The sequence below is a fragment of the Psychromonas marina genome, assembly GCF_030161115.1.
Taxonomy (GTDB): domain Bacteria; phylum Pseudomonadota; class Gammaproteobacteria; order Enterobacterales; family Psychromonadaceae; genus Psychromonas; species Psychromonas marina.
This window is the reverse complement of sequence record NZ_BSPQ01000016.1, coordinates 1-13,413: the sequence shown is the minus strand read 5'-3', so window position 1 is coordinate 13,413 and position 13,413 is coordinate 1. Positions and strand designations below refer to the sequence as shown.

The window sequence follows — 13,413 nt, the reverse complement described above, 5'->3', positions numbered from 1 at the left end:
TCAAGAGGCAACCTTCGGGTTGCCTTTTTTGTGTCTGTTTAACCACATCAGCATCGGTTGTAATGCACTATAGCAAGCGATGCCAATTGAGCAAATTACAATGGATATACCAACCTGAAAGGTAATTTGTTGTTCTAAAAAGAGCATTGCTAATAATGCCGACATAATAGGTACTAGCGCCATCACGGTGGATGCAGAGACTGCCCCCAATTTATTAATGGAATAGGTCATGAAAAATAGTGCACAAATACTCACCACAATACCCTGATAAAATCCCTGCAATAAAATTTCATTCACTGGTGCAGAGGCCAAATTACTCGGTAAGAAAAACCATATAGGGGTAAAAAAAAGTGCATTAATCACGGGGACTGAAATCATAATGGTTTTTAGGTTAATCCCCCAGACTTTCATTGAAATCGAATAAAATGCTAGAAAAAATGCCGCAACCAGTAACCACAGTAAAGCAGCCAATGTTGCGCCACCAGAGCTGGTAAACAGTAACGTATTGGCCACTAGAATAAGCAACACACCAAGGTATTGAGGACGATTTAAACGTACTTTCTTCCAAATAAAGAGAATTGCAGCGCATAAAATAGGCAACGTACCATTAATGATCACGCCGGTATTAGCCGCATCTGACATTAATAATCCAATTAACCCTGCACCAACATACAGTACACCACAGCATAAACTACAGATAATAACCGGTAAGGTAAAAATCGATTTTAAAGGGTGTCTTGCGATTATTGCATACAGCAGAACAATAGAACCCGCCGTTGCAAAACGTATCCCTGTCACGTCCCAAACCGTTAAAGCACGAGAAAGCCCCCATTTAGAAACAATGATCCAGCCAGACCAAATCATCACCACTGCAAGGCCAGCTAATAGACCTGAAATTTTATTAAACCTCGTTGGCACATTATGAATGGGTAACGTCATACTCACCTCCTTGTGATCAATTTCTATAAGCGGCCGATCACAGTAACGTTAATATGAGTACAAAGCGAGCAATTTCAGATGATCGCGAAAGTGATATAAACGCTTACACTGACCACCAACAGGCAGATTTGATGTTCAGAGCCATTCACATAAAGTGCATTTAAAAAAACAACAGCAGCGAGTTATTGTCTATGGCTCTTTCTTTTCTGCCCTAAGCGCTTACAATGAAAGTAGATACTATTTTTCAGAGGTTTCCCATGTTCGAACTTAATTTAGATATAAACGATTTTCTTGATACCTATTGGCAAAAAAAGCCAACGGTGATCAAACAAGGCTTTAGTGATTTTAATGATCCAATTCTTCCTGATGAAATTGCAGGTCTTGCAATGGAAGAAGAGATAGAGAGTCGCCTTGTTTATCAAGATGGAAACCAACAATGGCAGGCAGAGTGTGGGCCTTTTGAAAGCTTTGAAAGGTTAGATGCTGATGGCGCAACGTTGCTTATTCAAGCGGTTGATAATTGGCATGAAGATGCACAACAACTGGTTCGTCCTTTTCGTTTTTTACCTAATTGGCGCATCGATGATCTGATGATCAGTTACTCAACACCGGGAGGTGGCGTAGGCCCTCATATCGATAACTACGATGTGTTTATTATTCAAGGGCTAGGCAAACGTCATTGGCGTGTAGGCGACAGAAAAGCATTAGTTGAATTTGCTGCCCATGGTGCACTAAAGCATTGTGAAGCCTTTGATGCAATTATTGATGTTGAACTTGAACCAGGCGATATCTTATATATTCCTGTTGGTTTTCCCCATGAAGGTTACGCCATTGAGCCATCGATGAATTACAGTGTCGGTTTCCGTGCACCAGATCAGAATGACTTATTAAGTGGCTTTGCCGATCACCTCATCGATAACAATGAAAATGCAGAACGTTATACCGATAGAGTAATGCAGCAACGTGAAAAGCCTGGGCGTGTTGAAGACCAAGAGTTACATGAATTACATCGCGTCATGTTAGCGAACTGTGCAACCCCGGAGCAGTTAATACCGTGGATGGGTAAAATGCTCAGCGATGCAAAACACGATTTAGACCTTGCGCCACCGGAAGTCGCACACACCAATGAAGAAGTGATTGCTGAGTTAAACGAAGGGGCTCAATTTATTCGCTTAGGCGGTTTACGTGCGATCTACTTTGAACAGACCCCAAGCACTATTTTTATTAATGCCGAAACCTATGATGTCACTGACTGTATCGAACTCGGACAGCTTTTATGTGACCAAGATGAGGTCGCAAGTGAGTTACTTGAGCTATTAGAGGGTAACCAACAAGCACAAGATCTGTTCACTAAATTGATTAATAAAGGCTACTGGTACGCACTTTAAATACAAGTTGAGCAAGAGCTTCGGGATTCGAAGCTCTTAACTCAAAACAAATTTGATAGCCCTAGATAGATTGAAATAACACCAACCATACTCATGAATACGCCCGGCAGATAAAACAAGAGGGTTTGACAGCGTTTATAAACTAATAACTTTTTCGCAACGCCTGCATAAGCCACCATGATCAACATATCAACCACCAGCCAAATTCCAACGAAGATCATCGACTGTTCGACAAAAGATTGTCCACTGACAATAAATGACGGTAAAAAGGCAAGGAAGAAGAGAATGTCTTTAGGATTTGATAAGCCTACTTTCATGGTACGCCAAAAGCAGTCATGATGATGAGATTTAACAATTGAGTACTGCTGTTTACTGAATAATATTGAGACACCAAGATAACCAAGATACAAGCCACCAACTACCCTGCCCCAATCTAATAAAACTTCATCAATAACCAGTGCAAAATGTATGACAAACAACGAACAAACAAGTAACAAAAATGCCGATATTGCACCGCCCCAAATGGTACCTGTTGGCCAACCATGCTTTGAATCGGAAATAACTAACGCAATAACAGGCCCCGGAGAGGAAATAAGTAACGCAATTGAGAGGGTATAAGTGAGATATAACGAGAGCATTAATGCTTCTCCAGAGATAGATAATTAAAAGGCTTAAATTCTAATGGGTTAATCGAGTATACGTTTTGCTTGCCAATAGCGAGGTTTCCAGTACACATTGTTAAGTGATGAGGTGATCACCCCTTGACTGGTCGAAGCATGAATGAATTCTTCATTACCGATGTATATACCGACATGACGAGTGTTCCACCCTGTTTTAAAGAATACTAAGTCACCGATCTGTAATTGATTTCGATAAACTAAATAGCCTTGTTCAACCTGTGTTTCAGTGGTGCGTGGTAGGGTGATATTAAAACTATCACGGTAAATGTTTTGTACTAGAGCCGAACAATCGATTCCTTTTTTACTATTTCCACCTAAACGATAAGGTGTTCCTTGCCACTTTGAAAATTCTTTGCGTAACAGATAAAAAAGCAGGTTGTCCTCTGACATATTGCTCGTTTGTGTACGTTGATTTTTAACATCACTAGCCTTTGTTGACGAGCTAGTAGAGCTTTCACGATTAGACGATGTTGAGCAAGCAGCTAAAAATAAAATGGATATACAAATTAGCACTCTATTCATTGTTGATGTGCCAACGCGTTAAGTTTTATGTTTGAATATTCAACACCGGATATTCTCCATTGCGTAATAGGTAAAAAAAGTAATCTACACAATTTTATAACACCAGCAGTAGTGGGTAATGCGATTAAAAATAGTGTCATAGGTTTTGTCGTAATAGTTAATTCCCCCAACAGAACACAATACTTTTTATGCATCTATTTTACCTATAAAAAAGGGGCTTTCGCCCCTAGTCTTATTTATGTTTTTAATACTTAGCCAAGAATTTCTTGAAGCTCTGCACTGATAACATCAACCGCTTTAGTACCATCAAACTTATGGTGAGCGCCGTTACCTTGCTCAGCTTCTTTTTGGTAGTAGCTGATTAATGGTGCAGTTTGATTATGGTAAATTTCAAGACGCTTACGAACCGTTGACTCTTCATCATCTGGGCGGATAGCTAGATCATCACCTGTTACGTCATCTTTACCTTCCACTTTTGGTGGGTTGTAAACGATGTGGTAAGTACGACCAGAGCCAGAGTGAACACGACGGCCAGCCATACGCTTAACAATCTCTTCATCAGGCACATCAAATTCTAGAACGAAATCGATGATCACACCAGCTGCTTTCATTGCGTCAGCTTGTGGGATAGTGCGCGGGAAACCATCTAATAGGAAACCTTTAGCACAATCTTCTTGAGCAATACGTTCTTTCACTAAACCGATGATTAATTCATCAGAAACAAGTTGCCCTGCGTCCATTAACTCTTTTGCTTTTAAACCTAGTTCAGTACCCGCTTTCGCAGCTGCACGTAACATGTCACCCGTAGAGATTTGTGGGATGCCATATTTATCCATCATGAATTGAGCTTGTGTACCTTTACCAGCGCCTGGAGCACCTAACAAGATAATGCGCATGCTTACATCCTTCTGTTTTTAAATAAATTGAACGAGAAATTTACACGGTTAGTGACTTTTTCTCAACTTTAACCATGAAAAAGGCCAGCATTAAGCTGGCCTTTGTATCATTTTTGAGCGATTAGCCCAAAAGTAGTTTATTGATACGGTTCACAAACTCAGATGGGTCATCTAAGCTACCTTTTTCAGATAATACTGCTTGTTCAAGCAATAACTCAGCCCATTGTGCAAACTTATCTTCATCAGCCATATCCGCTAATGTCGTTACCATTACATGCTCAGGGTTAAGCTCAAAAATTGGCTTGCTGTCTGGCACAGGTTGGCCCATTTGCGCCATTAATTTAGCCATTTGTGTGCTCATATCATCATTATCAGCAACGATACAAGAAGGAGTAGACGTTAGACGATGTGTAATACGTACGTCTTTTACTTTATCGCCCAATACTTCTTTCACACGATCAACAAAGCTTGCAAATTCAGTCTCTTGTTTCTCTTGCTCTTTCTTATCTTCTTCACTGTCTAATTTACCAAGGTCTAAATCGCCCTGTGTAACAGAAGTAAATGTTTTACCATCGTATTCAGGTAAGTGGCTTAATAGCCATTCATCAACACGGTCGCTAAGCAGCAATACTTCAACACCTTTTTTACGTAAAATTTCAAGATGCGGGCTATTTTTAGCGGCATTGAAACTATCAGCAGTGATGTAGTAAATTTTATCTTGCTCTTCTTTCATACGACCAATGTATGCATCTAAAGAAACGTTTTGTTCAGCTGAATCAGTTTCTGTTGAAGAGAAACGGAACAGCTTAGCGATTTTTTCTTTGTTTGCAGCGTCTTCAGCTGGGCCTTCTTTTAATACTTGACCAAACTCTTTCCAGAATTCGTTGTATTCAGTATCATTTTTCTTAGCAAACTTAGTTAGCATAGAAAGAACACGCTTAGTACATGCGCTACGTAATTTACCCGTTGTACGTGTATCTTGTAAGATTTCACGCGAAACGTTTAGTGGTAGGTCATTTGAGTCTAAAATACCTTTCACAAAACGTAGGTAAGTAGGCATGAATTGCTCGGCATCATCCATGATAAATACACGTTGAACGTATAATTTCAGGCCGTGTGCTTTTTCACGGTTCCACATATCAAACGGTGCACGTTTAGGGATATATAGAAGACTTGTATATTCTTGCTCACCTTCAACTTTGTTGTGGCTCCATGTTAATGGATTTTCAAAGTCGTTAGCAATATGCTTGTAGAACTCTTGGTATTCTTCGTCTTTCAGTTCAGCTTTTGGACAGCTCCAAAGCGCAGTTGCTTTGTTAATCGCTTCCCAATGTGCAGGAACAGCTGGCGTATCTTCACCCTCTTCGTTTTTAACTTCTGCCACTTCTTCAGTAAACATCTCAACAGGGATGCTGATGTGATCAGAGTATTTAGAAACGATAGTACGTAATTTGTAGTCGTTTAAGAATTCAGATTCATCTTCACGAAGGTGTAAAATGATCTCTGTACCACGATCTGCTTTTTCGATATCAGCAACGCTGTAATCTGCTTCACCAGCAGATTCCCAACGTGTACCCGTTGATGCTTCTTCGCCCGCTTTACGCGTGTTAACTACAACTTTATCAGCAACGATAAATGCAGAGTAAAAACCAACACCAAACTGACCAATTAATTGAGAGTCTTTAACTTGATCGCCAGAAAGCTGTTCAAAGAAGTCGCTTGTACCTGATTTTGCAATCGTACCTAAATGCTCAACAACTTCATCACGCGTCATACCGATGCCGTTATCACTAATTGTTACCGTTTTAGCATCAGCGTCAAAGCTTAGACGAACACGAAGGTCTGCGTCATTTTCAAAAAGAGCGCCATCAGAAAGGGCTTTAAAGCGTAATTTATCCGCAGCATCTGCAGCATTAGAAACAAGCTCACGTAGGAAGATCTCTTTATTAGAATATAAAGAGTGGATCATTAGTTTAAGAAGTTTACCGGTGTCGGCACTAAAAGTATGATTTTGTTGATGTTCCATAATATCTCTTTCTCTTTGAATAGTAATAATTAAACAATATAAAAGAGATGGGGATGAGTCCGACCTTTTCAAGGCATGAAGGGAAAAATTTTAACTTATTTTAACGTTTTGTTACCTAGCATGCTGAACATGAGGGAAGATCTATAAAGAGTAAGCACATAAAAAAACAGCACTGTACTTTATTAATGTCCCCCTCTTTATATATTCAGAAAGCCCTAAAAAAAATGCCCATCAGAGATTAACTGACAGGCACTGCTTATATTTTTTATTGATATCTATTATGGCGTATAGAATGTTGCAGCACCAGGGCCAACAGGCAGACCAAAGGCGAATACCCATAGATAGAACAAAATACTCCAACCAATCATAAAGCAGATTGAGTACGGCAGCATAATAGCGATTAATGTACCGATACCTAAATTCTTCATGTAACGGGTTGCTACCGCTAAAATAATTCCGAAGTAACTCATCATTGGCGTAATAATGTTCGTTGTTGAATCACCAATACGGTAAGCCGCTTGAATCGTTTCCGGCGCATAACCAACCAGCATTAACATAGGTACAAAAATAGGTGCAGTCACAGCCCATTGCGCAGATGCAGAACCAATCATTAAATTGATAAAACCACACATCAATATAAATGCAAAGAACAACATTGGCCCCGTCAAGTTAATCGCTTGTAAGAAATTTGCACCTGAGACAGCAATCACTTGACCAAAGTTTGTCCAGTTGAAAAAAGCAACAAACTGAGCAGCAAAAAAGATAAGCACAATATACAAGCCCATTGAAGACATAGACTTAGCCATTGCATCAATCACATCACGATCATTTTTCATTGTGCCAACAACTTTACCGTAAACAAAACCTGGTACTGCAAAGAAGACGAAGATAAAGGCAACAATACTCTTCAGGAATGGTGAGCCTGCAACCGTGCCCGTCGCTGAACGAAGAATGCCATCATCAGGGACAATCGTCCAAGCCAGTAAAGCACTCACAACAAGAACAGCAAAACCGGCATACATTAGGCCTTTTTTCTCAATAGCCGTTAATAGCCCCATGTTATCATTGGTTAAATCTTCTGACGCTTCATCGACATTGTACTTACCAAGCTTTGGCTCTACTATTTTCTCAGTTACAAAAGCACCCGTTATTGCAATAAAGAAAGTAGAGATAAACATGAAGTACCAGTTTGCCTCAGGGCCAACGGTGTAGGTTGGGTCAATCATTTGCGCAGCCGTTTCTGTAATACCAGAAAGCAGTGGATCTACCGTACCGATTAATAAATTAGCAGAGTAACCACCCGATACACCCGCAAATGCAGCTGCAAGACCAGCTAATGGATGACGACCAAGGGAATGGAAAAGCATTGCAGCGAGCGGAATAAGAACAACGTAGCCAAGCTCAGATGCTGTATTAGAAATAATACCCGCAAAAATAACGGTGACTGTTACCATACGCTTTGATGCAGTCATAACAAGACCGCGCATTGCAGCTGAAAGCAAACCTGAATACTCAGCAATAGCAACACCTAACATTGCGACTAGTACCGTTCCTAACGGTGCAAAACCAACAAAGTTTTTTACTAAATTAGTTACAATTAATTCTAAACCCTCAGCATTTAATAAACTGACGACATGAATCACCCCATCTGCGGTTCTTCCAGGCGCACCCTCTGGACGAGGATCAAGTACAGATACTTCAAAGTATCCCGCAATGCCAGAAAAAACTAATATCGCTAAACAGAAAAGTGCAAAAAGGGTAATTGGATGAGGTAATAGATTTCCTAAATATTCGACTGAATCAAGAAAACGCGTCATTAAAGACTTTTTCATCGGTTGTTGCGGGGATGCAGATTGTTGCATGTGTAACTCCTTGCTTATTCACCCGAGTTATCAATAATAAAAATATTAATAAGCAGATGAAAAAATTAATACACTCTATAAAACTGAGTGCTTCCAAAATCAACCGACCACACTACATGACAATAAAATACAAAGAAAGTTAAGAAAAAAGCAATAACATTCAGAATGTTATTAATTGTTAATATTATATAAACGAAGTGTGATTGCAAAACATTGAAAAATTGAAATGGTATCTAGCGGGGAAAGGAAATTCACCTAGGATAAAAGTAGCAAAGAGCCAAAGATTATTATCAACTGATTAATATAGGGTAGGGAATATGACGCTTTATAAGGGTACTGAGTTTGAACCGCTTTCTATTCTACTTTTAAGATAATTTACACGAAATGCTGCTCATTGCGAATGAGCAGCATTTACAAAATAGATGAAAAAACTGTATTTAATTACTTAGCCGTAATTGAGAATTCATCAATACGAACTTCAACATCTTTATGCATGTCAGGTTTGCCATTTGCACCAACTTCAACTTCCATCTGATTAAAGATCTCAACGCTAGCATTTGAACCGGTATTGAAATCAAGTGTAACTTGACTGAAACAGTCTTTCTTATCACCTTTTGGTGCATTACCTAGATCTCTTACATGCACACGATTGTCTGCAATAACTTTACCTGTTAAAGGTGCACCTTCAACAACTTCACGTACGCCATAATGAAGTGTACTAGGAGATGCAGTCCCTTTTTTATCACAGTAATAAAGTGAATAGCTCATATCTGTATTTTTAGGTAAACCGTTAACGGTCTGGCTTAAACCAGGTGTCGCGGTGAAATCATTAATTTCAACGCTTTTTTTAAATCGAATGCGAGCTGATCCCTGCGCATCAAAAGCAGTATCACCAGAAGTACCTACATCGCCAAGGCCCCCTTTAGAATCTTCATGTGAAATCCAAACATCACTCTTACCTTGATTACTACGAAAATCAGTTAATTGTGGATCTACAACGAAATTTTGAGCAGAAAAAGCTGCGCTTGAAGTCAGTAATGCCGTTGTGATTAGTAGTGGTTTGATCATTGTATTTACTCTCTTTAATAAAATTATAATTAATCATGGTAATCAAGTGATGGACCATAATTACCTTCCATGTTGTTGTAACGTTGATATCAAAACTTTTTAAAACCTTAAACTTGAAACTGCACCGTCAGCGCCTTTAATTGTTCTGCTAATTTAGCAATTTCAGTACTGGCACTGCGCGTTTGCTCAGAAGCAGCAGCATTTTCCTGTGCTATCTGTTTAACATTAATTACATTTTCATTTATATTTTCAGCGACTGAACTTTGCTGTTCAGCTGCACTTGCAATTTGTATGTTCATGTCGTTGATGACACTGATGGCATGGGTAATAGACTGCAAGGCAACACTGGTATCACTTGCCTGTGCAACACATTGATCCGCGTGCTCCCTACCTTTATCCATAACAACCACAGTACTTTGTGTACCCGCATGTAGTTTTTCGATAATGAGTTGAATTTCCTGTGTAGAGTCTTGTGTTCTGCTGGCAAGAGAACGTACTTCATCAGCTACGACTGAAAAGCCTCTACCATATTCACCAGCACGTGCAGCTTCTATTGCAGCATTCAGTGCTAATAAATTTGTTTGATCTGCAATGCCTCGAATCACATCTAGAATGCTACTAATATTCGACACCTCTTGCTCTACTTCAGCTAATTTTTCAGATGATTCATTTACATTCATATTTAATGTATTAATTGCAAATATAGTTTGTTCGACCACTTTACTGCCAGAGCTTGCTTCTTTGTCAGCTTTTGTCGCAGCCTCTGCTGCATTGGCAGCATTATCCGCAACATCATGCACCGTGGCAGCCATTTCATTCATTGCTGTTGCTACAAGTTCCGTTTCAGTTTCCTGTTGAATAATACCCTTTGCAGTTTCATCTGTGACAAGGGCAAGTTTTTCCGAAGCCGATGCTAATTCATTACTTGCTGATGAAATTGTCGCTATCATATTTCTTAAGTGATGCGCTGTTTTTTGAATAGAGTTCAATAATAAACCCGTTTCATCTTTACTGGTTACACCAACCTCAATGGTTAAGTTGCCTTCGGACAATTGATTAGATAATGCCACTGCGCGATAAATAGGTTTAGTAATTGAAGTAGTTAATATATAAGCAGCTACAACTGCAATTGCGATAGCGGCAAGCGATAGAGACAAAATCATATTAATACTTTGATCAGTATTCGCTTTAAGCTCGACACCTAATCTATCTTGTTCCTGCAAAATTGCTGAATTTACATCCGCAATAGTTGTCGCAATTTCAACCTCAGCGTTATTTAAGATGACATCAATAATTTTGTTTTTTTCTAAAATAAGTTCATTGATGATATTCATATTCTTTATGTAAGCTTGATGAGATGTCATGAACTCATTTAATAAATTTATCGCATCCTGATCTTCAAGATTCTCTTCTAATTCAGAGACCCCCTCGCCGAGAATGTTTTCCATATTGTTAATAGCAATATCGAAGTTTTCTTTGCTGTTCGACTCAAGGTATTTAATAACAAATAAACGACCAACATACATTTTTTCCTGTACATAACTGGCATAGTAAGCCGCTTCTGTATCACCTACTCGCTGGATTATGCTAGCAATTACTTTACCCATATTCTCGCCAAGCGGTACTAATGCTGTATTGTTAATTTCATCTCTTTGCTGCATTAAGCTAACTACATCTGTAAAGCCTTGTTGATAATCCTTAACTGAAGCGTCAACTTTAGCTATCAACGGAGCTCTTTGAGAATCGTTAATTTTACTTTGTGCCTCTACTAAAACACGACTCATGGTAGCGTCTGATTGTTGGTACTGCTTTAAATCATCATTACTCTTAGTGATCAGAAAATTCTTCACATCAATACTGACTTTGAGCATATCAACCTGTAATTGGTCAGCTAAGTTAGCATCACTGACCAAGTCTCTATACTGATCACTTCTATCTTGTGATTTTTGCAACGCAAATACACTCATACCTAACACAATACAAAGCAATATCAGTACAATAAAAAAGCCAAGACCAATTTTTAAACCTAATTTTAAATTTTTAAACATCAAACACTCGCAGGTTACGTGGCACTAAAATAGTTAAGTAATACAATTCAACAAGGAGAAATAAAATAGGGAGTTTAATTACTTTCACTCCTTATTTCATAAAACAGCTAAAACAATAAATATAATATCAATTATTCAATGAGTTATATTAATTAAAAAGCAACAATTAGACTATATTATGACTTACCACATAAACTGCCTCCACCCTTTTGTATTACTTTTGTGCTGTATGGTTCAAATAAAAAAGAAAAATTGGTGATTTTTAGCAATTACTGTTCTGATCGATTTAAGATATTTAATTCTAACCAGTAAAAATATGCCCTTTGAGAGAAGTAAATAACAATATTTTTTGATAAATAGAGGCGATGGGTGGACGTTGCTCATAAACCTTCGCTTCAAATTCCTAAACGAAAAAATAAGGTACAACTGTGGGTCAGTCTTTAGGCCGTCATTGGGCGAAACCAAATATGTATTTTCTTTCAGGATGTTTATTGATACCTACAAGTACTTGACGATAGGTGGACACTCTTCAGAAACCATCGCATCAAATTCCTAACCGAAAAAAAGGTACAACTGTGGGTCGGTCTTTAGGCCGTCAATTGGGCGAAGCCCGATATGAACTTTATTTTTAGGAGCTTATTGATACACAGAGACGCTTGGCGACGGGTGGACACTGATCATAAACCATCACTTCAAAGTACCAAAACGAAAAAATAAAGTACAACTGTAGGTCGGTCTTTAGGCCGTCAATTGGGCGAAGCCCGATATGTATTTTATTTTTAGGAGGCTTATTGATACACAGAGGCGATGGGTGATTGGCGGAAATTGTTCGTAAACCATAACTTCAAAGTACCAAAACGAAAAAATAAAGTACAACTGTGGGTCGGTCTTTAGGCCGTCAATTGGGCGAAGCCCGATATGTATTTTATTTTTAGGAGGCTTATTGATACACAGAGGCGATGGGTGATTGGCGTCAATTGTTCGTAAACCATCACTTAAAAGTACCAAAACGAAAAAATAAAGTACAACTGTGGGTCGGTCTTTAGGCCGTCAATTGGGCGAAGCCCGATATGTATTTCCTTTTTAGGAGGCTTATTGATACACAGAGGCACTTGGCGATGGGTGGACACTGATCATAAACCATCACTTAAAAGTACCAAAAGAAAAAGGTGCAACTGCGGTTCGGTCTTTAAGCCGTCAATTGGGCGAAGCCCGATATGCATTTTCTTTGTAGGATATATATTGATACGCAGAGGCGCTTAGCGATGGGTGAACACTGCTCATGAACCATCGCTTCGCACAATTCGCCCTGCTATCACTATACGTATTGGCCAGTCGAAACGTTGAAGCATCTCAGAATGATGATTAATCATTTCTTGCTGCCCCATATAATGGGCCAATGTCGTCTAAGCGGCTATAACGAAAAAAAGGTACCGCTGTAGGTCGGTCTTTAGGCCGACAATTGGGCGAAGCGCGATATAAATTTTGTATTTAAGAGATTTATTGATACGCAGAGGCGATGGGTGAACATTGCTCATGAACCACCGCTTCGCGATATTCGCCCGATTATCCCATGATTTGATACTGCCTATGGTAGGCTATTAACCTTCCCCATGCGAGAGTAGGCCTCATTTATCAAGTGGCTAAAACGAAAAAATCCCTGCTGACGTGAGTCAACAGGGATGTTTCGTATTAGGCGCTTGGCGATGACCTACTCTCACATGGGGAGACCCCACACTACCATCGGCGCAACTGCGTTTCACTACTGAGTTCGGAAAGGGATCAGGTGGGACCACAGCGCTATTGTCGCCAAGCTAAAAAGTTAATTAGAAAAGCTGTTATTGTTCTTGAATTCGTTCGTCTTAAATCAGGCTTTGTATTAGTAAAATACGTTACGCAAGCGTATATATTTTTATGTCTTCTTTGACAAGTCTTGGTAAACACTACAAAACTCTTAGAGTTTGTATGGTTAAGCCTCACGGGT

General features: G+C 39.2%; 9 protein-coding genes and 1 rRNA gene. 1 reads left to right on the top strand and 9 read right to left on the bottom strand.

What is annotated here, in order from left to right; translation table 11 throughout:
• Nucleotides 1–939: a DMT family transporter gene (locus QQK09_RS14845; protein ID WP_284204942.1), complete on the bottom strand. Its 939-nt coding sequence runs from the start codon at nucleotides 937–939 to the stop codon at nucleotides 1–3.
• 257 nt (nucleotides 940–1,196) lie between these two features.
• On the opposite strand from QQK09_RS14845, the gene QQK09_RS14840 reads away from it, so the two are divergent.
• Nucleotides 1,197–2,327 carry a cupin domain-containing protein gene (locus tag QQK09_RS14840; protein ID WP_284204941.1) on the top strand — a complete coding sequence of 377 codons (1,131 nt, stop codon included), beginning with the start codon at nucleotides 1,197–1,199 and terminating at the stop codon, nucleotides 2,325–2,327.
• A gap of 41 nt (nucleotides 2,328–2,368) precedes the next feature.
• Here the strand turns inward: QQK09_RS14840 and QQK09_RS14835 are convergent, their stop codons facing one another.
• The 8 genes from QQK09_RS14835 to rrf all read right to left on the bottom strand — a co-directional run bounded on the left by QQK09_RS14835 (nucleotide 2,369) and on the right by rrf (nucleotide 13,243).
• Nucleotides 2,369–2,965, bottom strand: coding sequence for a LysE family translocator (locus tag QQK09_RS14835; protein ID WP_284204940.1), 597 nt, complete (start codon nucleotides 2,963–2,965; stop codon nucleotides 2,369–2,371).
• 48 nt (nucleotides 2,966–3,013) lie between these two features.
• Entirely contained in the window at nucleotides 3,014–3,529 is a 516-nt protein-coding gene (locus QQK09_RS14830) for an NlpC/P60 family protein (protein WP_284204939.1), read from the bottom strand.
• 251 nt (nucleotides 3,530–3,780) lie between these two features.
• Entirely contained in the window at nucleotides 3,781–4,425 is a 645-nt protein-coding gene (adk, locus tag QQK09_RS14825) for an adenylate kinase (RefSeq protein WP_284204938.1), read from the bottom strand.
• Between the two features lie 121 nt (nucleotides 4,426–4,546).
• On the bottom strand, nucleotides 4,547–6,451 hold the full coding sequence (gene htpG, locus QQK09_RS14820; RefSeq protein WP_284204937.1) for a molecular chaperone HtpG: 1,905 nt from the start codon (nucleotides 6,449–6,451) through the stop codon (nucleotides 4,547–4,549).
• A gap of 278 nt (nucleotides 6,452–6,729) precedes the next feature.
• Nucleotides 6,730–8,313, bottom strand: a complete 1,584-nt coding sequence (locus QQK09_RS14815) for an AbgT family transporter (RefSeq protein ID WP_284204936.1) — start codon at nucleotides 8,311–8,313, stop codon at nucleotides 6,730–6,732.
• Nucleotides 8,314–8,754: 441 nt separating this feature from the next.
• Nucleotides 8,755–9,381, bottom strand: coding sequence for a hypothetical protein (locus QQK09_RS14810; RefSeq protein ID WP_284204935.1), 627 nt, complete (start codon nucleotides 9,379–9,381; stop codon nucleotides 8,755–8,757).
• 107 nt (nucleotides 9,382–9,488) lie between these two features.
• Nucleotides 9,489–11,429, bottom strand: a complete 1,941-nt coding sequence (locus QQK09_RS14805; protein WP_284204934.1) for a methyl-accepting chemotaxis protein — start codon at nucleotides 11,427–11,429, stop codon at nucleotides 9,489–9,491.
• Nucleotides 11,430–13,127: 1,698 nt separating this feature from the next.
• Nucleotides 13,128–13,243, bottom strand: a 5S ribosomal RNA gene (rrf, locus tag QQK09_RS14800).
• Nucleotides 13,244–13,413 lie beyond the last annotated feature (170 nt).